We start from the raw sequence: 23,064 nt of genomic DNA on the forward strand, positions 1-23,064 counted from the left end.
CCGCGCCCACAGTGCCCACCGTTTCTTGCGAAGTTCTTGCGCCCGGCCCGGGCCGTCGCCGTGGACCCGCTCAGGCGGGGGGCAGGAGCAGGGTGAACGTCGCGCCCTTCCCCGGAGCCCCGGCCACGTCGCCGACGCCTCGCACGAGCTGCGCACCCCGCTGACCGTGCTGCACACCCGGGCCCAGCTGCTGGCCCGGCGCGGCCGGACCCAGCCGGCGGAGCGGCTGACCGACCAGCTCGACCAGCTCGTCGCGGACACCCGGGCGCTCGGCGAGGTGGTCGAGGATCTGCTGGTCTCCGCCGCCGCCGAGCACCAGCCGCTGCCGGACACGGTGGTCGACCTCGCCGAGGTCGCCCGCGAGGTGGTGGCCAGCATGACCGCGTACGCGCAGACCCGGGACGTCGAGCTGCGCGTCGAGGCCATCGACCAGGCGCCGGTCCGGGGCGTCCGGCCGGCGCTGCGCCGGGCGCTCACCGCGCTGGTGGACAACGCGGTCGGTCACGTGCCCGCCGGGGGAGTGGTCCGGGTGACGGTGGGCCGGCGGGACGGGCGGGTGGCCGCGGCGGTCGCGGACAACGGGGTGGGCCTGGACCCGGCCGACGCGGACCGGATCTTCGACCGGTTCGCCCACGGCGGCGCGGGCGCGGGCCGCCGTTTCGGGCTGGGCCTGGCGCTGGTGCAGCACGTGGCGCAGGCGCATCGGGGCTCGGTCGACGTGGCCGGGGCTCCGGGGAAGGGCGCGACGTTCACCCTGCTCCTGCCCTCCGCCTGAGCGGGTCCACGGCGACGGCCCGGGCCGGGCGCAAGAACTTCGCAAGAAACGGTGGGCACTGTGGGCGCGGACAGCGAAGCCCAGACCGCCGAGGAGAGACCGTGCCCGACATCGTCAACGGACTGCCCCTGCACCCGCTCGTGGTGCACGCCGTCGTCGTTCTTCTGCCGCTGGCCGCGCTCGGCGTGCTCGCGCTGGCCGTCCGCCCGTCCTGGCGGGGCCGCTTCGGCGTACTGGTCGTGCTGATCGCCGCGCTCGCCACCGCCGCGATTCCGCTCGCCACGCAGAGCGGCGAGAGCCTCGAACACCGGGTCGGCGACCCGGGCCGGCACGCCGAGCTGGGCGACACCCTGCTCTGGTTCGCGCTGCCGCTGCTGGCGCTCGCCGTCGCGCTCGTCTGGCTGCACCGCCGCGCCGCCCGGTCGGCCGAGGGTTCGGCCGAGGTGGGGCGGTCGACCCGCCCGGGTGCGCTGGGCGTCGTGGTCGCGGTGCTCGCCGTGGTGGTCGCGGCGGCGAACCTGGTCCAGGTGTACCGGGTCGGCGACTCGGGTGCGAAGGCGGTCTGGGGCGACACCCCGGCGGCGACCGCCAAGGGCGGCGACGGGGACGGCGACTGAACTCCGTCCCCCTGCGCCGCGGGCCCGACGGTGATGAGATGGACCGCGGGCACGCGGCGGGCCGGCAGCGCCCCGGGAAGGAGGACCGCATGGAGTACGTGAAGTTCGGGTCGACCGGCCTGGAGGTGTCCCGGCTCTGCCTGGGCTGCATGAGCTACGGCGAACCGGCGCGCGGGACACACCCGTGGACGCTGCCGGAGGAGGAGAGCCGGCCGTTCATCAAGCAGGCGCTGGAGTTGGGCGTCAACTTCTTCGACACCGCGAACGTCTACTCCGACGGCAGCAGCGAGGAGATCGTCGGTCGGGCGCTGAAGGACTTCGCCCGCCGCGACGACGTGGTCATCGCGACCAAGGTGCACGGCCGGATGGGCCCCGGGCCGAACCGGGGCGGGCTGTCCCGCAAGCACATCATGAGCGAGATCGACGCGAGCCTGCGCCGTCTCGGCACCGACTACGTCGACCTCTACCAGATCCACCGCCTCGACCCGGGCACCCCGATCGAGGAGACCCTGGAGGCGCTGCACGACCTGGTCCGCGCCGGCAAGGTCCGCTATCTCGGCGCCTCGTCGATGTACGCGTGGCAGTTCGCCAAGGCGCTCTGGGCCGCCGAGCGGCACGGCTGGACCCGGTTCGTCTCCATGCAGAACCACTACAACCTGCTCTACCGCGAGGAGGAGCGGGAGATGCTGCCGCTCTGCGTGGACCAGGGGATCGCGGTGATCCCGTGGAGCCCGCTGGCCCGGGGGCGGCTGACCCGGGACTGGGGGGAGCGCACCGCGCGCACCGAGACCGACGAGTTCGGCCGGGGCCTCTACGCGCGTACCGAGGAGCCGGACCGGCAGGTGGTCGAGGCGGTGGCCCGGATCGCGGAGGCGCGCGGCGTACCGCGGGCGCAGGTGGCGCTGGCCTGGGTGGCCGGCAACCCGGCGGTGACCGCGCCGATCGTCGGCGCGACGAAGCCGCACCACCTGACCGACGCGGTGGCCGCGCTCGCGCTGGAGTTGACCGACGAGGAGGTGGCGGCGCTGGAGGCGCCGTACGTCCCGCACCCGGTGGCCGGCTTCTAGCCCGCCGTGTCCGGTTCATGGGCGCGGGAAGGAGGCCCAGATGTTCTTGGTGTCCGGGGTGGCGTACCAGGCGACCGCGCGGGAGACCGACTCGGCCAGGAGCAGCCCGCGACCGCCGGAGTCGAGCGGCGCGGCGTCGTCCAGCTCGGGTGCGGTGCTGACGTCGTGGTCGGCCACGTCGAGGATGAAGCACTCGTCGGTGACGAGCAGCGTGACGATGGTCGGTGGGAGGCCGTGCCGCAGCGCGTTGGTCGCCAGCTCCGTGGCGACCAGGGCGACCAGGCCGAGTACCTCGTCGAGATCCTCGCCCTGGACCAGCCCGTACCGGGTCAGCGCCTCGCGCAACGACGCCCGGAGGCCGCGCAGGTCCGCCGCGGCGCCCAGGGTCCACGTTTCGAGTTCCGTGGCCTGTGGCGGTGGCGACGACGTGCGCAGCTGTACCATGATCGTGCTTTACCCTGCGTAGCCGCCCGCTAAGCGGGCCGGTGCCGACGCATCCCGGCGGCTCAGCCGGACCGGGCGCTCCCGAACCCTCGGCTGGACCGGCCCCCGACGAGCGTCGAGGGCCGGCCCGGCGGGTCAGCGGCGCATCAGCGCGAAGACTCCCCAGCCGAGGTACTCCCGCTGGTAGCGGACGTGGCGGAGGGGGTCCTCGGTCAGCTCCCGGCGCAGCTCCTCGGCGAGTTCGTCGTCCGGGTTGGCGTCCAGCCAGCGGCGCAGGTTCAGCCAGTGCGCCGCCGCGTACCGGTCCCAGCTGTCCTGGTCGGCGAGGACCATCTCCACCAGGTCCCAGCCGCACTCCGAGAAGAGCTCCACCAGCCCCGGCAGGCTCCGGAACTCGTCCCGCGAACCGGCGTGGCACGCCGCGACGGTCGCCTGGTCCGGCGGGTCCAACCGCCACCAGGGCTCCCCGACGAGCAGCATCCCGCCGGGGCGCAGGCTCCGTTCCAGGATCTCGAGGGTGCCGGGGACGCCCCCGCCGATCCAGGTGGCGCCGACGCAGGCGGCCACGTCGACCGGCTCATCCGGTACGAACGCCGCTGCGTCGCCGTGCACGAAGCGGACCCGGTCGGCCACGCCCAGGGCGGCGGCGCGTTCCCGTGCCGCGGCGGTGAAGGCGGTGCTGATGTCCACCCCGGTGCCGACGACGCCGTGGTCCCGGGCCCAGGTGCAGAGCAGCTCGCCCTTGCCGCTGCACAGGTCGAGGATCGACGTGCCGGGGCGCAGCTTGACGGCCCGCCCGAGGGTGGCCAGCTTGCCGGCGTCGAACGGGTTGAGGATGCGAAGGTCGCCCTCGCGGATGACGAAACTACGTGCGAGATCCATGTCGGTGACTCCTGACGGTCGAGGCGGTGAGGTGGGGCGGACGCTGGTCGGTTCGGATCAGCACGCTCGGCACCGGCACAGAAACACCCTCTTCGACTCGTCGGAGTGACGTGCCGTCACGTTAGGTGCCGCCTCGCTTCCCGCCAACCGAATTGGGCACGGGTGTGCTGGCCACATGGCTGCCAACCGGCGGGTGTGGGACACACGGATATCTGCTGTGGTCTATATCACGCTAGCGTCGTCCCACGTCGGCGCGTTCGCCGGCGCTCCGAACGGGAGAACGCCATGAAGACACCGTGGAAAACCGCCACCACCCTCGCCGCGGCCCTGCTCCTGGTGCTGTCGTCCGGCGTCGCCGCCCGCGCGGCCGGCACGCCGTACACGAAGACCCCCGTCTACGGGTCGCTCGGCACGTACAACGTGTCGCGCGTCTACGTCACCGGGGTCTCCTCCGGCGGCTACATGGCGACCCAGCTTCAGGTCGCCTACTCGGCCCGGATCCGCGGGGCCGCCATCTTCGCCGCCGGGCCCTACTACTGCGCGCAGAACAACGTCAACCAGGCCCTCTACGGCTGCGGCGACAACATCTACCCGACGTACCTGTCCACGCTGGAGAGCTACACCCGCAGTTGGGCGTCCTACGGCTGGATCGACGGCGTCGGCAACCTCTCCGGCCAGCCCGTATACGTGTACCACGGTGGCAGCGACAACACCGTGAAGAAGTCCGTCACCGACGACCTGGTCCGCTACTACCAGGACTTCGGCGCCAGCGTCCGGTACGACAGCGGCAGCGTCGCCGGGCACGCCTGGGTCACCCCGTACGGGACCGTGGGCTGCACGTCGACCGCCTCGCCGTACCTCAACGACTGCGGCATCGACCCGCAGGGCGCCTTCCTGGGCAAGCTCCTCGGCTCGGTCTCCGCGCCGAACACCGGGCCGCTCGGCGGCACACTCGTCCGGTTCAGCCAGGACACCTTCGCCACCAACGGCTGGGCCAATGGCCTGAGCATGGACTCCAGCGGCTTCGCGTACGTCCCGAGCGTCTGCGCCGCCGGGCAGTCCTGCCGCCTGCTGGTCGCCCTGCACGGCTGCCTTCAGGGGTACGCCCGGATCGGTACGGCCTTCGTCGACCGGGCCAACCTCAACCAGTACGCGGACACCAACAACCTGATCGTCCTCTACCCGCAGGCGATCTCGTCCGGGGTCAACCCGAACGGCTGCTGGGACTGGTGGGGCTACCTCGGCGCGACCAACTACCCGATCAAGGGCGGTGCCCAGGTGGAGACGATCATGAACATGGTCCGCCGTCTGGACGGCTGAGCCGGCCGGAGACGCAGTACACGTCACCGGAGTTGGCCTCGTGGGGCAGCGAGAGCAGCTGCGCCGCCATGCGTTCCGCGGACAGCCACTCGGGGAAGGCCAGCGACAGGTCGTCACCCAGCGCCAGGTTGAAGCCGTGGAAGCCGAGCGCCGTCAGGCGATCCAGGCAGCGTCGCGCCATCGCCCGTTCGATGGTGGTGAACTCGAAGGAGAGCGCGGGCAGCGGGCGGCTCAACCCGGTCAGCACCGCGTCCTCGAAACCCTCGACGTCGATCTTGGCGAACGTCGGCACGCCGTACTCGTCGATGAGCGCGTCGAGGGTCGTGGCCGTCACCTCGATCTCCGCGTCCCACGTCTCGTTCTCCCACCCGCCCGCGCCGTTCGCCGCTCGGACGAAGTGAGCGGAAGCGGTGGACACGGTCGGGTTGGCGGAGTTGACGTGCAGCCGGACCGTGCCGGCCCGGGAGCCGCACGCCGCCTCGACCAGCGTCACCTGGTCGTCGCCGCCGTAGATGGCCTCGATGGCGCGCGCGCACGGCGATTGCGGCTCCACGGCCACCACCCGGGCACCGAGCCGCCGGAAGCTGCCGATCCGGTCACCCACGTGGGAGCCGATGTCGAAGACGAGATCCCCGGTTTGAACGAACCGCGCGTAGAACTCGTCCATCGCCGCCTCGAGTTCGGGCCGGCCGTAGGAGAGGTCCAGGGAACGGCGGAGAGAAGATATGGTGGGATCTGCCTTGAGCGCCTCAATTGCCCCGATTCGAGGGTCCACCCACCGACGCTAGCCCGGGCCGTGGGACACCGTTTCCCCTTCCCCCATACTCCCGTCACCCGAGCTGCCGGACCGTCCTGATCGAGCCTGGGGGCGGTGCTGTTCTGGCTGGCCGGAGGTGCCGTCCGGGCCTGAATTGCTATACCGTCGCGAGGTGATCGTCGAGCAGCACTGGTGGAATGGGAACGCGACGGTACGCGGGCGTCGCGACGTGTACATCCGCACCGACGGGCAGCGGTGGGAGGTACAGGCGCAGATCGGTGGCGCGCAGGGCCGGTCGAAGGTGCAGGAATGCCCCAGCCGCACCTCGGCGACCATCCTCGCCGGGGCCTGGCGCGGGGGTGACCCGGCCTGGCGTGAGGTGCGCCGCTGACCGAGGCGCTGCCGTGCCAGCCCTGACCTGCGGGCCCGCAACGGCGTGTCGGCGGCTGCTGGTCAGGCGGCCGGCGCTCCGTCCGCGCCCGGGTGCGGGAAGTGCAACCGGACACTGGTTCCGCTCCCCACGGAGTACGTGGTGACCACGTCGGCGAGCTGACGGGCCAGCCAGAGACCCCGGCCGCCCACGTTCTCCGGTCCGCCCGGCCGCTGGTAGCCGGCGGTGGGCGGAATCCGGCGACCTCCGGCGTCATCGATCTGGACGATGAGCATGTCTCGGTGGCGCCAGCCCCGGAGGCGTACCGGGGGTGCGCCGTGGACCATGCCGTTCGTCGCCACCTCGGTCACCGCCACCACGAGGTCACCGACGTCCTCGGCGTCGAACGACTTCTGGCCGGCCCAGGTGCGCAGCGTGCTCCGGATCGAGGTGAGCTGATCGAGTTCGGTGAGGGCGACGTCCAGGTCCACCGCCGCCGGCGCCGGGGCGAGCGGCACCTCGCTGCGGGCCTTCAGAAAGTCGGCCGACGCGACGTGACCCGAGTTGCGTTCGCAGCCGTGCTCGGTGAGTTCATGGTTGTGCAGATTCCGGACGCTGTCGATCAGGGCGGTGGAGTGTGTGCGGCTGTCCCAGAGACAGGTGACCGGGCAGCCGTAGCCGGCGTACGCCTCTTCGCACGCCGACTCGTACGAGAGGTGGGCGGCGGCCCGGTCCACCGGGGCGTCCGGCTCGCCGTCGCCGGCCACGTCTGGTTCGGCGATCACGTGGACGGTGCCGCCGCTGGCGTACTGCGCGGCGAGATACCGGCGGAGCCCCTCGTAGGCGAAGCCCAACCGGGCGTAGAAGGTGCTCCGTTCGCCCCATTCCAGCTGGTCGGCCAGCCCACCGAGGGCGTCGCGGACGACCCGTTCGACGTGCGCGCCGACCACCAGGAAGACCCGCTCCTGGGCAGCGAGTGAGCGCCGCAGCGCCGGAATGAGTCGGGACCGCAGTGCGTCGTCCGAGTCGACGATCAGGGCGGCGTGGATGAAGTGTCGTGCTCGGGGCGATTCCGCCACGTGGCACACGCCTTCCCGGGGATCGAGGGACAGCCGGGCGGTGGGTGGGCTTACAGGTCGACGTCGATGTGCCGGGCGGGTGAGGTCCCTGCGCACGAGGGTAACGCGGGCCACCGGGCTTCGCTGGGTGGCGCGGGTCCGGCGCCGGATGGCCGGTGGGGATCAGGTGGCCGGCCACTCCTCCGGGCCCTTCGCCGCCCGTTCGACCAGGGACTCGGCGCCACCGGTGCCCGCGGCGGACCGCGACAGACCACCTGGCTGGGGGCGCATGTCTTGACCCGTCCCGGAACCGACCCGCCGGGGCGACTCTCGCACCTGACGGCACAGGACCGCCGCCCCGGCCCGGCGGGCGGCCGGGACGGCTGGGTTCTCAACCGCCCCGGCCTCGGTCGCGCCGGAACCCGGGCGCCGGCGGGGCACCTCTGCCCAGCCTGCGCCATGTCGTGGGCACCGGCCAAGCCCCGGGCGGGACCTTTTCGTGGCGACAACCCCGCTGCTCGTACGGTTGGAACCGGTTTGCCCCGATACGGGCGTGGGTGCCAGGAGCCGGTGGGGTGGTCGTCGCGCCGGTCAGGAGTGCTGTCGGGGCGAGATGAAGCCGGGGGCCGGTTGCGGCGACTCGCCGCTGACCTGGGTGATGATCTCCGCCGCGACCTCGCGCAGCTTGCGGTTACGGTGCTGCGACGCCTGCCGGAGCAGGGCGAAGGCCTCGCTGGCGGTGCACCGCTGCTGTCCCATCAGCACGCCGAGGGCCTGGTCGATCACGCTGCGCGACGTCATCGCGTCGGTGAGCTGCTGATGCAGGAGGGCCTGGTCGGCCTGGCGGAGGATGACGGTGAGGGCCGCCGCCCCCTGGGCGGTGAACGCCAGGGCGTGGCGCCGAGCGGTGTCGGTGAAGGCGCCGCGGTGGGTGGCGTAGAGATTCAACGCCCCCACGGTCTCCCCGTCCACCGTCATCGGCAGCGACAGCGAGCCGGCGATGCCGTGCTCGAGGGCGTGTTCCCGGTAGCGGGGCCAGCGCTCGTCCGCGCGCAGGTCGGTCACCTCGACGACCTTCCCGTGACGCAGGGCCTCGAGGCAGGGCCCCTCGTCGGCGCCGTACTGGATCTCGTCGGCCCGGGCGGCGAGGTCGGCGCTGCTGGCGACGGTGAAGGCGCCCCCGTCCCGGCGCATCGTCAGCCCGCACGCCACCGCCGGCCTCACGACCTCCGCGGCTACGTGGACGACCTGGTCGAGGAAGACATCGACCTCGGGCGACTCGGCGAGCAGGCTGAACAGTCGCCCGTACGCCGAGACCAGGCGCGATTCAGCAGCATTCGACACGGCCGCCACCCCCCTGAAAAACCCTGTGCCGGGTCCGGTTCCACCGAAGGTGACGCCACCGTCATGGCTTGCTCCGGAGGCCGCCGGCCAAGACCAGTTTATCGCCGGTGGGCGTCCGCTTCACGGTTGGCGGGGGGTGCGGTTCGGCCGAGACGCGGCTATGGTCGAGGCGGGTTCGGACATGAGCCCAGGACCAGCGCGCCCCCGACGGGGAGGCGCAGGACCCGGTCCCGCCATCCTCACCGAGGAGCAGCTCATGTCCCTTGATCAGGCGCCGCACGTGGCGACCTCGGAGACCATCCGTCAGCCGATCCTGTCCCTCGTGCACGGCAGAGAAGGTCCGGCCGCGGTGGTCGAGGTGCGGGGCCCACTGGACATGGACACCGTTCACCTGCTCGTCGACGTCGTGGACAGCGCCATGGCCGGCCAACCGCCGCCGGTACTGGTGCTGGACCTGGGCCAGGTGAACTTCTTCTGCGCCGCCGGGATAACCGCGCTGCTGACGGCACGCCGGCGGGCCGCCTCGGACGGCTGTGCGCTGCTGGTACGCAACCCGTCCCGGATCACCCGCACCGTCCTCGGCATCGCCGGCCTGGCGGACGAGTTCGCCATCGACCACGTCCGCGAGCCTCGCCTCCCGCTACATGGAGGGCGCTGGCGGCTCCGACGGGTTTCCGTGGGCGCGGATGGCGTCCGCGATGGCGACCCCAGCCAGGACCAGGGTGGCGGCGAGGCCGGCCACCAGCGCGGGCGTGAGCGTCAGGGCTGGTGCCGCGGCGGCGAGGACGAGCAATGCGACCAGCCGGGACGGTGACACCCGGCTGAACACCTCGTATTCGAATCGGGCCCGTCCGGCCAGGAACAACGCGGGGCCGCCGAGAATGACACCGGCCAGCCAGGGCGTCGTGTGCTCGGTGGGATGGGCGATGACGACTTCGAAACCGGCGGAGGCGGCGACCACGCCGGCCACCATGAGCAGGTGGGTGTTGGGCGCGGACCGCACGAATCCGCCCGGGTCCCGGGAGGACTCGATGGCGGCTTGCAGCACGGACCCGGCGCGATGGACGTAGATCTGCCACAGCAACACGGTGGCGGCGAAGGCGACCAGGAGCGCCGCCGTACGGTTGGTGGTCACGTCGTTGTCGGCGTAGGTCAGGGTGGTGATGAGGATGAGATCACCGAGGGTGAGGGTGAAGAACTGCTGGTAACGCTCCGCCAGATGGTCGGCTGCTACCCGGTACTGGGACGTGGGTACCCGACCGAGCCGGGGCGTGGGGTACCGGAGCCATGCCGACCCGTAGTCGATGGCGAGCGCTGCGGCCCACAGCAGGCCCCGCGCCGGGCCGGCCATAAGACCGCCGGCGAGCCACGGTACGGCGGACACGGCGAACCAGAAGATGAACCGACTGGCGTGCAGGCGCGCTGAGCGGGCGTGCAGCGCGGCGACGAGGAAGATGCCACGTCCCAGCTGGATCACCACGTACGCGCCCGCGAAGACCAGGGCGTGGTCGGTGAAGGCTCCGGGCAGCGAGCCGGCCATCAGGATGGTTCCGAGCATGACCCAGAGCGTCATGACGAAGATGGGGGGCCGCTGCGCGTGGTAGAGGTCGGTTACCAGCGCGGTGACCGACCAGACCCACCAGATCGCCATCAGCAGCGCCACGGTCCGGAAGACCCCGACCCGGTCGAGACTCTCCGCCAAGGTTCGTGACGTCAGGGCGAGCGCGGCGACGAAGACCAGATCGAGAAACAGCTCGAGCAGGGTTGCCCGCTGGGGCCCCTCGCCCTCGCGGATCAGCCCTACCGCCTGGTCGCTCGTCATCAGGTGCCCGTCTACCGTCTCCGGGGTCTTGAGGGACTCGAGAGCGGCTTGCGACACGGGGGTCGGCTGAGTCGGTAGCTGCGCAAATGCCCTGGCCGACTTTAGAGGGCTGGCGGAGTTGCTGCGGGCAAAGGTGCCGTTTGTCCTCCCCGGCTGGTAGGGGTCCCTCGCGCTCCGCGCCCACGCCCGCCGGTACCGCTGTGCAGGCAGTTTCCGAGAAGCCGGCTTCCGGTGCGGGTGCAGATCCACACCATCAGGCGTACGGTGAGCATGTCGCCCGGGTCCCCGGTGGCCGCCAGGTGCCGACGCCACCGCCCACCAGGGGCAGTTGACCAGTCGTCATTCCATCGTGACGCGTGCTCGTCCTGCTGGCTGATCGCCGATCACGTCCCGGCCGCAGAATCCGCCGGCCACGGCACGTTCAGGTTCGCCGTTCACCCGACAACCGGTGGAGGGATCAGACCGGGCGTTCACCGCCGCCGGGGAGCACGACAGTTCCAATCCGGCGCAACAAGGGAGCACCCGATGAGAATCGCCAAGCACAGGATCGTCAGCCTTCTTCGCGAACGCGGCCAGCAGGCCAGGGCCGACTGGGTCGAGCGTGAACTGCCGGAGCGGGTCAACCCCGACGAGCACGTCGGGCTGCTCGCCACCCTGCGTCTCGATCCGGCCGACCTCGCCGACGCACCGTCCCCGTGAGGGTCGCCCTGCTCGGACCGGTCGCCTGGCGGACACCCCCACACCACTACGGTCCCTGGGAGCAGGTGACCGGGCTGCTCGCCGAAGGGCTGGTCACCCGCGGCGTGGACGTGACCCTCTTCGCGACGCTGGACTCCGTCACCTCCGCCGCCCTCGACGGCGTGTGCCCCCGTGGGTACGCCGACGATCCGGACCTGGACGGCCGGGTGTGGGAGGCGATGCACGTCTCCCACGCGATGGCCCGCTCCGGGCAGTTCGACCTGGTGCACAACCACCTCGACTGGCTGCCGCTCGCCTTCGCCGAACACTGCCGCGCTCCGCTGCTGACCACCGTCCACGGCTTCTCCGGCGCCGGGATCCTGCCCGCGTACGCCCGGGCCCGCTCCTCCTACGTGTCGATCTCCGATGCCGACCGGAGCGCCGAACTCGACTACGTCGCCACGGTGCACCACGGCGTCGAGCTCACCGGGCTGCCGTTCGCCCGCGACGCCGGCCCCGGCTTGGCCGCCTTCGGCCGGATCCACCCCGACAAGGGCACCCACACCGCCATCGAGATCGCCCGCCGCGCCGGCCGGCCCCTGACCATCTGCGGCATCGTGCAGGACGAGCGGTACTTCGCCGAACAGGTGGCCCCACACATCGACGGTGATCAGGTCGTCTTCCTCGGATCGGTCGGTCCGCGACGGCGCGCGGAGGTGCTGGGCGCGAGCACCGCCCTGCTGCACCCGATCGCGTTCGACGAGCCGTTCGGACTGTCGGTGGTGGAGTCGATGGTCTGCGGCACCCCGGTCGTCGCGTACGCCCGGGGGTCGATGCCGGAGGTCGTCGATGACGGCGTGACGGGATTTCTCGTCCACACCGTCGAGCAGGCCGTCGACGCGGTCACCCGGGCCGCCGGGCTCGACCGGGCCGGCTGCGGGGCGCGGGCCCGGCAGCGCTTCGGCGCGGACCGGATGGTCACCGACTATCTGTCCGTCTACGACCACCTCACCCGCCGCTGAACCCGCCGGGCGATGTCGATTCCCGACTGAGCACCGGCCCCGCCCCCGAACCCGTTCCGCCCGCCACACACGCTGGCCGGCGTGCGCCGTCACCGCGTGAGGCCGCGTCCGTACCCCCGGCAGCGGCCGGCAACCGGAAGGCCCGACACCCATGCCCAGCTACGGATTCCTCAGCACCCACCCGCCGACCCGGTGTGGACTGGCCACCTTCAACTCCGCCCTCGCCGCCCACCTGACCGCCGACGGCACCCACGGCGGCATCGTGCGGGTCACCGACCGCGGCGACGACCAGCGGGCCGGACCAGGGGTCGTGCACACCTGGTCGACGCGTACCCCGGCCGGCTGGCGGGACGCCGCCGCCGTCCTGAACACCTTCGACGTGGCAGTCGTGCAACACGAGTACGGCATCTACCCCGGCGCCGACGGCGAGGACGTCCTGCCGTTGCTGCGTAGGCTCACCGTGCCGAGCATCGTGGTCCTGCACACCGTGCTCCGCCAGCCCACCGCCCGGCAGAAGTCCCTGCTCGAGCAGATCGTCACCGTCGCCGGGGCGGTCGTCACGATGACCGACACGGCCCGCGACCGGCTGCTTGTCGGCTACACCGTACCCCCGGACAAGGTCACCGTCATCCCGCACGGGGTCGCCGAACATGTCGGCGCACCCGCCGACCGCCGTACCCGCCCGCACCTGCTGACCTGGGGGCTGCTCGGCCCCGGCAAGGGCGTCGAATGGTCGCTACGGGCCCTCGCACGGTTGCAGGACCTCGACCCGACCCCCACCTACACGGTCGCGGGCCGGACCCATCCGAAGGTGGTCGAGCACCAGGGGGAGGCGTACCGGTCGGGGCTGCACCGGCTCGGCGCGCAACTCGGCGTCGCGCACGCCGTGGACTTCCAGGACGTCTACCACGACCAGCCCGCACTCGGTCGGTTGATCGGCTCGGCCGACGTGGTCGTTCTGCCCTACGACTCCCGCGAACAGGTCACCTCCGGCGTGCTCATCGAGGCGGTGGCCGCCGGGGTACCCGTCGTGGCCACGGCGTTCCCGCACGCCGTCGAGCTGCTCACCGGCGGCCCCGGTCTGGTCGTACCCCATCAGGATCCGGCGGCGCTGGCCGCCGCCATCCGGCGGATCCTCACCGAACCGGGCCTGGCGGGCCGGTTGGCCGGCCGCATCCGGCCACTGGCCGCGGACCTGCGCTGGCCGGTGGTGGCGGCCCGCTACGGCACCCTCGCCGAGCGGCTCGTCGCCGCCCGCGCCTCCCTGGTGAGCGCGGCGTCGGCGTGACGGCGACCATCGGCCTCCCCAGCTCGCCGGAGAGCGATCGCCGGCACTCGGCGCCCCGACCGACCTTTGCGCACCTGAGCCGGCTGAGCGACGACACCGGTCTGTTCGAACACGCCCGCCACGCCATCGTCCGCCGAGAGCACGGCTACTGCACCGATGACGTCGCACGCGGCCTGGTCGTCACCAGCCGCGAGCCGGAGCCGACCGAGGAGGTCGTCCGGCTCGCGGAGCGCTACCTCGCCTTCCTGACCCACGCGCAGGACGCCCGCGGCGCCTTCCACAACCGGCTCGGTCACGACCGGCGCTGGACCGACCAGCCCGGGCTCGGTGACTGGTGGGGCCGGGCGCTGTGGGGGCTCGGCACCGCCGCCGCCCGCAGTCCCGCGGCCTGGATCCGGGAGGACGCGCTCGTCGCCTTCAACCTGGGTGCCGCGCGGCGTTCCCCGGCCCCGCACGCGATGGCCTTCGCCGGACTCGGCGCGGCCGAGGTGCTGAGCCGCCACCCGGGCCACGCCGCCGCGGCCGCGCTGCTGGCCGACGCCGCCACCACGATCGGGACCCCCGAGACGGATCCGGGGTGGCCCTGGCCGCAGCAACGGCTGACCTATGCCAGCGCGGCCCTCGCGGAGGTCGTCATCGCCGCCAGCCAGCTGCACCCCGACGGCCCACCGCTCGACCACGGGCTGCGGATGCTGACCTGGCTGCGCGACGTACAACTACGCACGGGACGGCTGTCGGTCGTGCCGGCCGCCGGGTGGCGACGCGGTGCCGTGCGGCTGCGCCACGACCAGCAGCCCATCGAGGTCGCCGCCTTCGCCGACGCCTGCGCGACGGCCGCCACGATCACCGGCGACCAAGGCTGGGAGGCCGGAGTACGGCAGGCGGTCGGGTGGTTCCTCGGCGACAACGACATCGGCACGCGGATGTGGGATCCGGCGACCGGCGGCGGCTACGACGGGCTGACCCCGCACGGACCCAACCTCAATCAGGGCGCCGAATCCACCCTCGCGCTCATCTCCACACTGCAGCACGCCCGGCGGTGGTCGTGACCGGCACCCTGGCCGTCCGGCACGGCGTCACCCTCACCCCGGATCCGGGCCGGGTCATCGTCAAGCTCTTCGTCCCGGGTGAGGACGCGGCTGTGGTACGCACCCGCGCGGGGGCGCTCATCGACCGTGTCGGGCACCTCGACGACGAGGAGACGGGCAGGCTGCTGAGGGACATCTTCAGCCGCTTCGGCGCCCGGCACCGCGACCTGGACGGCACCTTCCACCACCACTACGACCTGGTCCGGCACCGGGCCGCCCGAGCCCGGGACCTTTCCCCCACCACCCGGCTCCTGATCGGTGCCTACTTCAGCCACGAGTACGCGGTCGAGGCGGCCGCGCTGTGCAACCCCTCGATGGTGGCCCACCCCGACCAGACCGGTCTGGGCGCCGGGCAGCTGCGCGTCGCGGTCAGCCTGCGCCAGATCGGCGAGGGCCACCTGTCGTCCATCGGGTTCGCCACCGCGGTCATCGGACCTGGGCACCGGCTCACCATCGCCGACCGTTCCGGCCCGCTGGTCGTGGGGCAGCGGGCTGGCGTACGGCACCGTCGGGACCTCCTCGCCGCCGGCCTGACGGAGGTGGACTGCGACAACGAGATCACCGCCACCGTGCTGGACGCCCTGCCCGAACGCTACGACGAGGCCACCTTCGAGCGGGTGCTCGGCGACCTGCCACCGGAACTGCTCTCCCGCAGCACCGGACTGGGCACCCTCGAACACCTGCGCCGCACCAACGCCGCCAGCTACGCCACGACCTTCCCCGCCGACACCGCCCTGCACCAACGGGTGCTCTGGCCGGCCACCCTGGCGGAGAGCAACGGCATGGAGGACGCCCGGTTCGTCAGGTTCTTCGACGAGTCCGGACCGGTGTACCGGGCCACCTACACGGCCTACGACGGACGGCGCATCGCCACCCGCGCGCTGGCCAGCGGTGACCTGCGCCGCTTTGAGATCACCCCGATGCGTGGGCCGGGCGCCCGAAATAAGGGCGTCGCGCTGTTCCCCCGTACCGTCGGTGGCCGGCACCTCGCCCTGTGCCGCACCGACGGCGAGACCATCGGCTTGACCTGTCTGGACGGCGAGAACCGGTGGCAGGAGCCGGTACCGCTGCACGCCCCTCGGGACAGCTGGGAACTGATCCAGGTCGGCAACTGCGGATCCCCCATCGAAACCGATGACGGCTGGCTCGTGCTCACCCACGGGGTCGGCCCGATGCGCCGGTACGCCATCGGCGCGCTCCTGCTCGACCTGCGTCGACCGGAACGGGTGGTCGCGCGACTCCCCGGTGCGCTCCTGGCGCCCGAGGAGGCTGATCGGGACGGATACGTCCCGAACGTCGTCTACTCCTGCGGCGGGCTCGTCCACGACGGCGAGCTGTGGCTGCCGTACGGGGCCAGCGACACCCGGGTCGGGTTCGCCACCGTGCCGGTTGCCGCCCTCGTCGCCGCGATGGTGGAATCCCCGTCGCCGGGCGGCCCGGACGGGTGAGTGCCGGCCGTCACCCCGCCGCAGAGGCCGTCCGTGCGGACGCACGGGACCTGTCCAGGGCGCCCCGCCGCCCGATCGCCGACCACCACGAAACCAGCCTGGCCGCTCCTGGGCGGATGCCCTGAGCCGCCTGCACGACATCGGAACCGGTGGACCACGGACGGGCTGCGCGGGCCGCTGATCCCGCTACCCGTAGCGGCATGGCTCCCGCGATTTCGCCAGTTCGGGGAGATCCCACGGGCATGCAGGAACCGAAAAGTGGCGGCGATGTCGCGGTGTTCCAAGAACTCGCGGATCGGTCGCCCTTTCCGGACCCCCGACGCCCACCACGATGGCTCGACCTGGACGCCCACGCACACCTCCTGCCGATCAGTAGCGGCCATGATCGATAGGTCATCGAGTTGTATCCGTCACGACAAGTCGAACGCGCACCTCATCGACAACGTCGCATCACCACAGATGATCCCCACCGGAGCTGGCACCTTCACCCCCATTGTGACCCCCCCACCATGGCGTCGACAGGGATCCAGGTGGGCGGGAACCTGGGACGGAAGCTGCTCATGCGACTGCTCCCGCCACGGCGGCTGCCTGCTGTGCCGACCGCCTTACCGGTGTCTGGTGGCCCCGGAGAGAGCCCGGTAGTTTCAGCTGTCGAGCACTTTCACTGTCATCGATTGGGGATGCCGGCTACGTGTCGCACATCGAGAAGATCACCGGCGAACTCCGCGCGCTGATGACCGGGGTCGAACGCGCGCAGGGGTTGGCCGCCGCCGCCGACAGTCAGGCGCAGGAGGTGGCGTTGCGGGCTGCGGGCGCCGGCTTCGTCGCCGTGGCGGCGGGCGTGGCCCGGGTACGCAACGCGATCACGGGCATCCAGGGCGGCCTGAGGAGCCTTGCCGGTTCGATCGGTGAGGCGACGAAGGCCACCGCGGCGGTGCCGAACGAAGCCACCTCGCAGGAGACGATCGCCGGGCTGGCGCCCGTGCAGAGCGCCGTGGACGCCGCTCGTGACGCGGCGGCCGGGGCCATCACCCAGATCGGTGAGGCGCAGCAGCTCGTCGCCGTGATCCTGCAGGGCGGGCAGCCCGGGCCGCTGCTGCAGGCCCTGGACAGCATCAAGCAGGTCCTGGTACTGGTCGTTCAGCGCACCGGCGGCGCCCGGCAGTCCATCGAAGCGGCGATCGCGGAGGCGCGGCAGTTGGGGTCGTCGGGAAACTGACGGGGGCTGGCGGTCATCCACCCGCCAGCCCCGCCACTGCTACCACCAGCGGCCCACCCCCGACAACGTTCACCCGGGGCGGCACCGTCTCCACGGACACCGACGCAGCAACCCCCTGGACCAGGCGTTCCACCGGCGTCGGCGGCGGGTCACCTACCGGACGTCGAACCAGGATCTCAGCGAACGAGAAGCCACGGGAACGGCGAGCCCTGGAGCTGGAGAACGAGTGTGCCGACAGGGTCGCCGGCAAGGGTTACCGGGTTCACCAGAACCCCACGAGGCAGGAGGTCGCGGACGCTCGACGCGAAACCGGGGATTCTGGGAGGCCGGAGAAGGCACCCGACTTCCTCATCGAGGGGCATGTCTTCGACTGCTACGCGCCCACTGCTCCTGTGCCGGCCCGCGCCGTCTGGAGCGCGGTGTCCAGGAAGGTCGACGCCGAGCAGACCCAACGCGTGATGTTGAACCTCCACGACTGGCAAGGAGACCTCACCGCCCTGCACAAGCAGTTCCACGACTGGCCCATCACAGGGCTGAAGGAACTGGCGGCGGTGACGCGCGACGGTGCGATCATTCAGATCATCCGGCGAGACTGATGAAGGGGTGCAGATGGCTGTCGAGTACCGGCTGACGCTGGCGGGCGACATCCCACTCGAGCAGGTGGCGGAGCTGGCTGCTCCCGAAGCGGTCGAGACGTCCACGGCGTCCGGCGGCAGGAGGCTCAGCGCCGACCTAAACGACGAGCACGGGTACGTCGTGGACATCACCGGCGGCAGGCACGGCTACTACTGCGCCGAAGACGACGGTGGTTCCCTGTGGCAGTGGGAGCCGGAGACATACGTCGACGTCAGCTTCTACATGCGCAAGGACACCCTGGCCGACAAGGGCAAGCCCCACATGCTTACGACCGTCGCCAGGATCCTCGCCGGCAGGACCGAGGACGCGGCCCTGACCCTCAACGGCGACGTGCTGATGCTGACGCGCGTCGCGGGCACCATCCAGAAGCACAACACCGACGGGTGGTACGACGAAGACTACGACAGGATTCTTCACCTCTGACGGGCGTACATCCTCGGATGAACCCACCACAGCCACTCGCCCCCGACTAACCCGACCGGACGTGCCTCAGTATGCGCAGCCATGACCTCACGCCCGGACGGATGATCGGCGTCACCTTCGATCATGGCGAGGACTTCTTCACCGCCCTCGCCGACGCCTGCCGCGCCAACGGCATCCGGCACGGCTACATCCCCGTCTTTATCGCCGGATTCAGCACGGTCGAGATCGTCGGCACCCGCCAGCGTCTGGACGACCCCCAAGCCCCGGTCTGGGACCGGGTGCACCTGACCAACGTCGAAGCGCTCGGCGGCGGCACCATCGCCTACGACGACACCCACGACCGGATCGCGCCGCACATCCACGTCAGCGTCGGACTCAAGGAGCACAGCGCGACCGGCCACACCAGTCACCTGCTCGCCGCGACAGTCCAGTTCCTCACCGAAATGTTGATCATCGAGGTCGCTGCGCCCGTCATGCGTCGTATCCCCGAGGCGAGCCTCTACGACGTGCCGCTGTTGCGGATCGGCGACAACTGACAGGCCAGTGGCATCCACGCCCGCCACGCCGACCGAATCGTTGCCCTACGCCACGGCGTCTTGGTAGCTACCGGCCGCGACGCCTCTGCCACCAGCGGCGGCTCGCCGCCTGGGATCCCGGATGACACTCCCGGCCACGAAGCCGCCGACCAACGCGACCGGCCGGACGCTGTTCGTCTATCTCGACGTGTCCCTGCCCGAAACCCTGCGTCGGCACGAGATGCGCCCGCAGGCCACGGAGTTCACGGCGGACAACATGCGCGACTGGTACGCCCCTCATGACATCCTCGGCCACGACGACGAAGTCGTCCTGCCCGAGACCACCTCGATGGAGGAAGCCATCCTCCGCATCGCCACCACCGCCGCACTGCCCCTGACCGGCCGCGATGACGACCTTCTTCCTGCCACGCCCTGACCTTCCGATGTCCTCGCTACCGGGCGCCGGACCGCGCGCCCGAGCGCACGGTGACTCGCAATCGACGATGCGATGCCGCGTCGGCGGATGCCCCTAGGGTGGGATGGTGCGCGAGGACGAGTTGCGGGACCTGGCCCAGCGCCGCCCGTGGCTGATCCGGGCGCTGGGCGTCGTCCGGGACTCCGGCCTGCCGGACGCCTGGATCGGCGCGGGCGCCATCCGCGACCTCGTCTGGGGCGAACGGTACGGCGACGGCTTCGACCCGTCATCGGTGCGCGACGTCGACGTCGTCTTCCTCGACCCGACGGACCTGACCCGCGACAACGACGACCGAGCCACCGCGCGGCTGGTAGCGGCCTGGCCAGAGCCGCCGTGGGAAGCGAAGAACCAGGCCGCCGTGCACACCTGGTATCCGGCGAAGTTCGGCGGCGACCCAGTGGCCCCCATGCGGACCATCGCCGACGCGGTCGCCACCTGGCCCGAGTACGCCACCGCCGTGGCGGTACGCCTCGACGCGCATGACCAGATCGTCGTCTGCGCGCCGCACGGCCTCGATGACCTGCTTGACGGCGTATGGCGGCGCAACCCGACCAGGGTCAGCCCGGAGATCTCCCGGCAACGACTCGCCCGCCACCGCCCCGCCGAACGCTGGCCCCGGGTTCGGGTCATGCCCTGAGCCGGCGCTCGAAGCCCGGGAAGGTCGCCGCCGAGGCCGCCTCCTGCCGGCCGGCGAGGCCCGGGCCGGGGGAGCGGGAGACTCCTCATGATCTTGGATGATGTGCGCGGTGTGTGCTCTCCAGCGGATGCCAACGGGGGTCAACCGGTGCCAACGCGAGCCACTGCGGCCGACCGCCGGTCGCAAACCGGAGTTCGTGTGCTCGGGGTGTGGTCCTGGGCTGGGAGAACAGGGGGCCGGGTGACGTGGGTGAACGTGGGCCACTCCCTGCCACCCCAAGGTGAACGCCCAAGTCGCTAGACTAGGCCCTCGCGCCCTCGTAGCTCAGGGGATAGAGCATCGGTTTCCTAAACCGTGTGTCGCAGGTTCGAATCCTGCCGGGGGCACCTCGAAGATCAGCGAAAATGCCACCTGAGCTGGCAATACACATGCCGCTCGATCCGTCGGCGTATGCAGCCGTAGGTCACTGGAAGCGGCTGTTTGTCGTAGGTCGCGGAATATACGCGGAATGATCTTGATGCCGTCTGCCCAGGTCAGCCGGGGTGTTCCGGGGCAAGATCCGGAATGGCGGCCATCATAGGGGCCAGGCTACGCCGGTCAACGCCTCGTCGATCCGGCCGTTGACGGTGGCTTCCTCCCCATCGATGCACTTGGCGTAGACCCTGACGGCGATAGCTACGAAGCCGTCAGAGGCATATGTTGCCGTGTATGGGACCAGGGGAGGGACCAACTCTGCCAGGTCGCCGCGCGGCGGCCAGCAGGCCGGCCTTGGTCCGATCGCCGCGTCATTGGCCGTGGGTGGTGCTCTCCCTCGTAGCGGTGCTGGGTATGGGGATCGTGGCCGTGCCGGTGTCGTGGGCTGTTCTCCGGCAAGCCGAAGCAGAGCGCGGGGAGGCGACGCCGGACGCGGCGGTGAACGTCTACGTGCTCAAGATGAGCAGCGGCGAAGAGTTGGGACTGTCGCGGGTTCTGGCCCCCAGCCGTCATGACGAGCTGCTGCGACAGTGGCGTCAGTACCGCGGCGAGATGGAGCGCGCCAAGGTTCCGTCGAAGCTTGAGACGGTCGGACCCATCGACGTCGAGGACCAGGGCGACGACCGCGCAAAGGTGACCATGAACGTCCACCCGATCTGGTGGAACGGGCAGACCAGCTTGAGCGGCACAGAACACGCCTGGCGGTTCGAGACCCGTCGAGACGCCGGCGGCTGGCGGGTGTGGGCAGCCGATCTGCCGTCGTGGTGCGGTGTGCACGTCCGGGCAGACGCCTGCCGTTGAGCACTACCAGCAGCGGCCGGCACAGCTAGTGAGACCGCCGGCGGTTGGCCTCCTGTCGGACAGCCTCCGTGAGGTCGCGCCAGGTGCCGGCCGAGGTCTTCATCATCCGGTCGACCATCGACCGGGCCGATGCTTCGTCCGGGAAGTCATAGGAGACCTCCTGGCCTCCGTCACCACCGAGGCGACCACGGACCCGCCAAAGCCGGCCGTTGAAGACCAGCCAGATGTCCCGCCGGGCCATGCGGCCCCATGCCCCGTTCCACCAACGGCCGCGTACCTTCACCCACAACAGCCTAGTCGAACACGCGTTCGATAAGGTCGGCAGCCGGCGTGGCGACGACGGATCTTGCGTGGGGCCGAAGTCTTGATCTACGGTTCGCGCGTGGCAATTATGCAGGCGCTGACGAACCAGGGACGCGTAGTGGGCGGCCACCTGGCGAGCGGCAGCGTTCTCTCAGGCCAGGGCGGACTCACCATCCAGCACCCACGCAACCCATTCAAGCGGCCCAAGCTCAACGCCGAGACCGTGCTCGAGTGGGAGGAACTCTCCACCAGCGAAGGTATCGCCAGCGTCATGGGCCAGGCTGCCGCGAAGGCTGCTCTGCCTGGGATGATCGGTAAGGCTGTCAGTGCCGGCCTCGGGGCTTCCATGAAATCCGGGCACACCGTCCGCGTGACCTGGGCCGACGGCAAACAGTCCATCATTGAGTTGCCGGAGAAGCTGTTCATGATCTTCTCCGCATTACTCAAGGGCCAGCAAGTCGTAACCGATGCCTCCGCGCAGGCCGAGTCTTCGGAGCCCCTCCCAGCGCAGCCCGGCGTGACGGAGAAGATCCTGGACCTCGCTTCTTCGGTGATCCAGCGAGGCAAGCATGGGGCACCAGCCGCGGCCGCAGCTCAGCCCGATGTTGTCGAGCAAATCGCGAAGCTCGCCTCGCTCCACGACGCTGGCATCCTCACGGACGAGGAGTTCGCGGAGAAGAAGGCTGAGCTGCTCAAGCGTCTCTGACACTTGAGGCGGCCAGTCGTTGCCCCGGTCACCGAACGCGCATGTCTGGACCGTCTAAGGCTCCTTGCCTAGTCCCACCACATGCTTGACAGATCCGTCCCAACACATGCTTGACGCTTGGCCTAGAGGATCGATCACAAGCTCGGCGGTGTGCTCGATGCAGCGAACATCTTCACGGCCTGAAACAAGCGGTCGAGGAAGGTAGACAGGTCCGGGGCAGCCACGTCGAAGCGCGGGTCTTCTGAGGTGTAGATGCCGTCGAGGACGAGGTCGGGTGGGAGTCGGTAGACGGGCGATCCGGCAGGCGTCGCTAGCGCGTACTGCGTGCCGCCGCCATCGCTGGCGAATACGACAACGTCGGCGTCGTGGCAGCCACGTACGTGCCAGAGGTCCCGTGCCTCGTGCGCGTGGGCCACGTCGGAGGCCCTGCGCAGGAAGAACCCGTTACCGATGTCCGGTAGGTCGACGGCACCGACCGCCGCGTACAGCTCTACGAGGGCAGCGGGGATGGCGGGACGGACAGCAGCGATCAGCGCAGTAGCGGTCGTGTCCGGCCCACTGACGGTATTCGCGCCAGGCGGGTACCCGTAGCTGTCTTCGAAGTCGAGCACCGCAGAGGCGACTGCCTCCCGCAGATCCTCGCGCCAGATCACCAGCCGGCCAGAATTCACGCATCACCTCCGGTCGCAGCCGACGAGCCGCGGGCCGACTTCACACGCTCACAGCCAGCGGTGTCAAGCATGTGGTGGGACGCGCCCTGTTAAGCATGTGTTCCGCACCGGGTTTGATGGAGACATCGAAACCTGGGAGGAACACCAGCGATGCCCGCACCGAAGAAGTACAACGATGAGCTGCGTGAGCGTGCGACCCGGTTGGCGGTCGAGGCCCGTCGGGA

The 23,064-nt window shown here is 70.9% G+C and carries 25 protein-coding genes, 1 tRNA gene and 2 pseudogenes; 20 read left to right on the top strand and 8 right to left on the bottom strand.

From position 1 onward, the window contains the following. The 3 genes from DKL51_RS31815 to DKL51_RS31825 form a co-directional block, all read left to right on the top strand. Nucleotides 1-775, top strand: a 775-nt coding sequence (locus DKL51_RS31815) for a sensor histidine kinase (protein WP_221623273.1), incomplete at its 5' end; no start/stop codon positions are given. A 101-nt stretch (nucleotides 776-876) separates the two neighbouring features. Further along, complete coding sequence (locus tag DKL51_RS31820) at nucleotides 877-1,392, top strand: DUF2231 domain-containing protein (RefSeq protein WP_109966363.1); 516 nt, start codon at nucleotides 877-879, stop codon at nucleotides 1,390-1,392. Between the two features lie 89 nt (nucleotides 1,393-1,481). Continuing rightward, complete coding sequence (locus tag DKL51_RS31825; protein ID WP_109966369.1) at nucleotides 1,482-2,459, top strand: aldo/keto reductase; 978 nt, start codon at nucleotides 1,482-1,484, stop codon at nucleotides 2,457-2,459. 15 nt (nucleotides 2,460-2,474) lie between these two features. On the opposite strand, the gene DKL51_RS31830 is transcribed toward DKL51_RS31825, so the two are convergent. After that, nucleotides 2,475-2,903, bottom strand: coding sequence for an ATP-binding protein (locus tag DKL51_RS31830; protein ID WP_109946648.1), 429 nt, complete (start codon nucleotides 2,901-2,903; stop codon nucleotides 2,475-2,477). A 135-nt stretch (nucleotides 2,904-3,038) separates the two neighbouring features. Next, entirely contained in the window at nucleotides 3,039-3,785 is a 747-nt protein-coding gene (locus DKL51_RS31835) for an SAM-dependent methyltransferase (protein ID WP_109966364.1), read from the bottom strand. Nucleotides 3,786-4,070: 285 nt separating this feature from the next. Here DKL51_RS31835 and DKL51_RS31840 point away from each other — a divergent pair, with 285 nt between their 5' ends. Then, complete coding sequence (locus DKL51_RS31840; protein ID WP_109966365.1) at nucleotides 4,071-5,105, top strand: extracellular catalytic domain type 2 short-chain-length polyhydroxyalkanoate depolymerase; 1,035 nt, start codon at nucleotides 4,071-4,073, stop codon at nucleotides 5,103-5,105. Here the strand turns inward: DKL51_RS31840 and DKL51_RS31845 are convergent. Continuing rightward, complete coding sequence (locus DKL51_RS31845) at nucleotides 5,074-5,880, bottom strand: FkbM family methyltransferase (protein ID WP_260428752.1); 807 nt, start codon at nucleotides 5,878-5,880, stop codon at nucleotides 5,074-5,076. The genes DKL51_RS31840 and DKL51_RS31845 overlap by 32 nt on opposite strands. Before the next feature lie 154 nt (nucleotides 5,881-6,034). On the opposite strand from DKL51_RS31845, the gene DKL51_RS31850 reads away from it, so the two are divergent. Beyond that, entirely contained in the window at nucleotides 6,035-6,253 is a 219-nt protein-coding gene (locus tag DKL51_RS31850; protein WP_109946652.1) for a hypothetical protein, read from the top strand. Nucleotides 6,254-6,315: 62 nt separating this feature from the next. On the opposite strand, the gene DKL51_RS31855 is transcribed toward DKL51_RS31850, so the two are convergent. Together DKL51_RS31855 and DKL51_RS31860 are read right to left on the bottom strand one after the other, a co-directional pair. Further along, nucleotides 6,316-7,311, bottom strand: a complete 996-nt coding sequence (locus DKL51_RS31855) for a sensor histidine kinase (protein WP_123809800.1) — start codon at nucleotides 7,309-7,311, stop codon at nucleotides 6,316-6,318. Nucleotides 7,312-7,881: 570 nt separating this feature from the next. Next, the gene (locus DKL51_RS31860) at nucleotides 7,882-8,634 is read right to left on the bottom strand and encodes a GAF and ANTAR domain-containing protein (RefSeq protein WP_124813136.1); all 753 of its coding nucleotides are present in this window, start codon (nucleotides 8,632-8,634) and stop codon (nucleotides 7,882-7,884) included. 376 nt (nucleotides 8,635-9,010) lie between these two features. On the opposite strand from DKL51_RS31860, the pseudogene DKL51_RS37345 reads away from it, so the two are divergent. Next, nucleotides 9,011-9,187 (top strand): annotated as a pseudogene (locus DKL51_RS37345) (STAS domain-containing protein); the annotation flags it as partial. An 87-nt stretch (nucleotides 9,188-9,274) separates the two neighbouring features. On the opposite strand, the gene DKL51_RS31870 reads toward DKL51_RS37345, so the two are convergent. Continuing rightward, entirely contained in the window at nucleotides 9,275-10,456 is a 1,182-nt protein-coding gene (locus DKL51_RS31870) for a low temperature requirement protein A (RefSeq protein WP_109946668.1), read from the bottom strand. A 525-nt stretch (nucleotides 10,457-10,981) separates the two neighbouring features. Between DKL51_RS31870 and DKL51_RS35415 the strand changes: the two genes are divergently transcribed. The 13 genes and pseudogenes from DKL51_RS35415 to DKL51_RS31930 all read left to right on the top strand — a co-directional run bounded on the left by DKL51_RS35415 (nucleotide 10,982) and on the right by DKL51_RS31930 (nucleotide 21,160). Then, on the top strand, nucleotides 10,982-11,155 hold the full coding sequence (locus tag DKL51_RS35415; RefSeq protein WP_165823214.1) for a hypothetical protein: 174 nt from the start codon (nucleotides 10,982-10,984) through the stop codon (nucleotides 11,153-11,155). After that, nucleotides 11,152-12,156 (top strand): glycosyltransferase family 4 protein, encoded by a 1,005-nt coding sequence (locus tag DKL51_RS31875; RefSeq protein WP_109946656.1) that lies wholly within the window; start codon nucleotides 11,152-11,154, stop codon nucleotides 12,154-12,156. The genes DKL51_RS35415 and DKL51_RS31875 overlap by 4 nt, the downstream gene beginning before the upstream one ends. 151 nt (nucleotides 12,157-12,307) lie before the next feature. After that, the gene (locus tag DKL51_RS31880) at nucleotides 12,308-13,444 is read left to right on the top strand and encodes a glycosyltransferase (RefSeq protein ID WP_109946657.1); all 1,137 of its coding nucleotides are present in this window, start codon (nucleotides 12,308-12,310) and stop codon (nucleotides 13,442-13,444) included. Then, the gene (locus DKL51_RS31885) at nucleotides 13,441-14,493 is read left to right on the top strand and encodes a glycosyltransferase (RefSeq protein WP_109946658.1); all 1,053 of its coding nucleotides are present in this window, start codon (nucleotides 13,441-13,443) and stop codon (nucleotides 14,491-14,493) included. The genes DKL51_RS31880 and DKL51_RS31885 overlap by 4 nt, the downstream gene beginning before the upstream one ends. After that, nucleotides 14,490-15,980 (top strand): glycoside hydrolase family 130 protein, encoded by a 1,491-nt coding sequence (locus tag DKL51_RS31890; protein ID WP_109946659.1) that lies wholly within the window; start codon nucleotides 14,490-14,492, stop codon nucleotides 15,978-15,980. The genes DKL51_RS31885 and DKL51_RS31890 overlap by 4 nt, the downstream gene beginning before the upstream one ends. Nucleotides 15,981-16,671: 691 nt before the next feature. Further along, nucleotides 16,672-17,199 (top strand): DUF6244 family protein, encoded by a 528-nt coding sequence (locus tag DKL51_RS31895; protein ID WP_109946660.1) that lies wholly within the window; start codon nucleotides 16,672-16,674, stop codon nucleotides 17,197-17,199. A gap of 173 nt (nucleotides 17,200-17,372) precedes the next feature. Beyond that, complete coding sequence (locus DKL51_RS31900) at nucleotides 17,373-17,795, top strand: CdiA C-terminal domain-containing protein (protein WP_109946661.1); 423 nt, start codon at nucleotides 17,373-17,375, stop codon at nucleotides 17,793-17,795. A 13-nt stretch (nucleotides 17,796-17,808) separates the two neighbouring features. Then, nucleotides 17,809-18,258: a SitI3 family protein gene (locus DKL51_RS31905; protein WP_109946669.1), complete on the top strand. Its 450-nt coding sequence runs from the start codon at nucleotides 17,809-17,811 to the stop codon at nucleotides 18,256-18,258. A 71-nt stretch (nucleotides 18,259-18,329) separates the two neighbouring features. Next, on the top strand, nucleotides 18,330-18,794 hold the full coding sequence (locus tag DKL51_RS31910; RefSeq protein WP_109946662.1) for a PPC domain-containing DNA-binding protein: 465 nt from the start codon (nucleotides 18,330-18,332) through the stop codon (nucleotides 18,792-18,794). 157 nt (nucleotides 18,795-18,951) lie between these two features. After that, nucleotides 18,952-19,209, top strand: a pseudogene (locus DKL51_RS31915) (P-loop NTPase family protein); the annotation flags it as partial. 106 nt (nucleotides 19,210-19,315) lie between these two features. Beyond that, the gene (locus DKL51_RS31920; RefSeq protein ID WP_109946670.1) at nucleotides 19,316-19,885 is read left to right on the top strand and encodes a nucleotidyltransferase family protein; all 570 of its coding nucleotides are present in this window, start codon (nucleotides 19,316-19,318) and stop codon (nucleotides 19,883-19,885) included. 313 nt (nucleotides 19,886-20,198) lie between these two features. After that, nucleotides 20,199-20,271, top strand: a tRNA-Arg gene (locus DKL51_RS31925). A 442-nt stretch (nucleotides 20,272-20,713) separates the two neighbouring features. After that, complete coding sequence (locus DKL51_RS31930; RefSeq protein WP_123809607.1) at nucleotides 20,714-21,160, top strand: hypothetical protein; 447 nt, start codon at nucleotides 20,714-20,716, stop codon at nucleotides 21,158-21,160. A gap of 25 nt (nucleotides 21,161-21,185) precedes the next feature. Here DKL51_RS31930 and DKL51_RS31935 read toward each other — a convergent pair whose 3' ends face one another. After that, nucleotides 21,186-21,443 (bottom strand): hypothetical protein, encoded by a 258-nt coding sequence (locus DKL51_RS31935; protein ID WP_123809803.1) that lies wholly within the window; start codon nucleotides 21,441-21,443, stop codon nucleotides 21,186-21,188. A gap of 108 nt (nucleotides 21,444-21,551) precedes the next feature. On the opposite strand from DKL51_RS31935, the gene DKL51_RS35945 reads away from it, so the two are divergent. After that, nucleotides 21,552-22,169 carry an SHOCT domain-containing protein gene (locus DKL51_RS35945; RefSeq protein WP_243420963.1) on the top strand — a complete coding sequence of 206 codons (618 nt, stop codon included), beginning with the start codon at nucleotides 21,552-21,554 and terminating at the stop codon, nucleotides 22,167-22,169. Nucleotides 22,170-22,303: 134 nt separating this feature from the next. On the opposite strand, the gene DKL51_RS31945 is transcribed toward DKL51_RS35945, so the two are convergent. Continuing rightward, nucleotides 22,304-22,840 (bottom strand): hypothetical protein, encoded by a 537-nt coding sequence (locus DKL51_RS31945; RefSeq protein WP_123809804.1) that lies wholly within the window; start codon nucleotides 22,838-22,840, stop codon nucleotides 22,304-22,306. Nucleotides 22,841-23,064: the final 224 nt, after the last annotated feature.

It is taken from the genome of Micromonospora globispora (genome assembly GCF_003857015.1).
Classification (GTDB): domain Bacteria; phylum Actinomycetota; class Actinomycetes; order Mycobacteriales; family Micromonosporaceae; genus Micromonospora; species Micromonospora globispora.

What these genes read in the sequence shown, in the direction of transcription:
- DKL51_RS31825 (WP_109966369.1), top strand. Translation starts at nt 1,482, where the DNA reads ATGGAGTACGTGAAGTTCGGGTCGACCGGCCTGGAGGTGTCCCGGCTC.
- DKL51_RS31830 (WP_109946648.1), bottom strand. Translation starts at nt 2,903, where the DNA reads ATGGTACAGCTGCGCACGTCGTCGCCACCGCCACAGGCCACGGAACTC.
- DKL51_RS31835 (WP_109966364.1), bottom strand. Translation starts at nt 3,785, where the DNA reads ATGGATCTCGCACGTAGTTTCGTCATCCGCGAGGGCGACCTTCGCATC.
- DKL51_RS31840 (WP_109966365.1), top strand. Translation starts at nt 4,071, where the DNA reads ATGAAGACACCGTGGAAAACCGCCACCACCCTCGCCGCGGCCCTGCTC.
- DKL51_RS31870 (WP_109946668.1), bottom strand. Translation starts at nt 10,456, where the DNA reads ATGACGAGCGACCAGGCGGTAGGGCTGATCCGCGAGGGCGAGGGGCCC.
- DKL51_RS35415 (WP_165823214.1), top strand. Translation starts at nt 10,982, where the DNA reads ATGAGAATCGCCAAGCACAGGATCGTCAGCCTTCTTCGCGAACGCGGC.
- DKL51_RS31880 (WP_109946657.1), top strand. Translation starts at nt 12,308, where the DNA reads ATGCCCAGCTACGGATTCCTCAGCACCCACCCGCCGACCCGGTGTGGA.
- DKL51_RS31905 (WP_109946669.1), top strand. Translation starts at nt 17,809, where the DNA reads ATGGCTGTCGAGTACCGGCTGACGCTGGCGGGCGACATCCCACTCGAG.
- DKL51_RS31910 (WP_109946662.1), top strand. Translation starts at nt 18,330, where the DNA reads ATGCGCAGCCATGACCTCACGCCCGGACGGATGATCGGCGTCACCTTC.
- DKL51_RS31930 (WP_123809607.1), top strand. Translation starts at nt 20,714, where the DNA reads ATGGGGATCGTGGCCGTGCCGGTGTCGTGGGCTGTTCTCCGGCAAGCC.
- DKL51_RS35945 (WP_243420963.1), top strand. Translation starts at nt 21,552, where the DNA reads ATGCAGGCGCTGACGAACCAGGGACGCGTAGTGGGCGGCCACCTGGCG.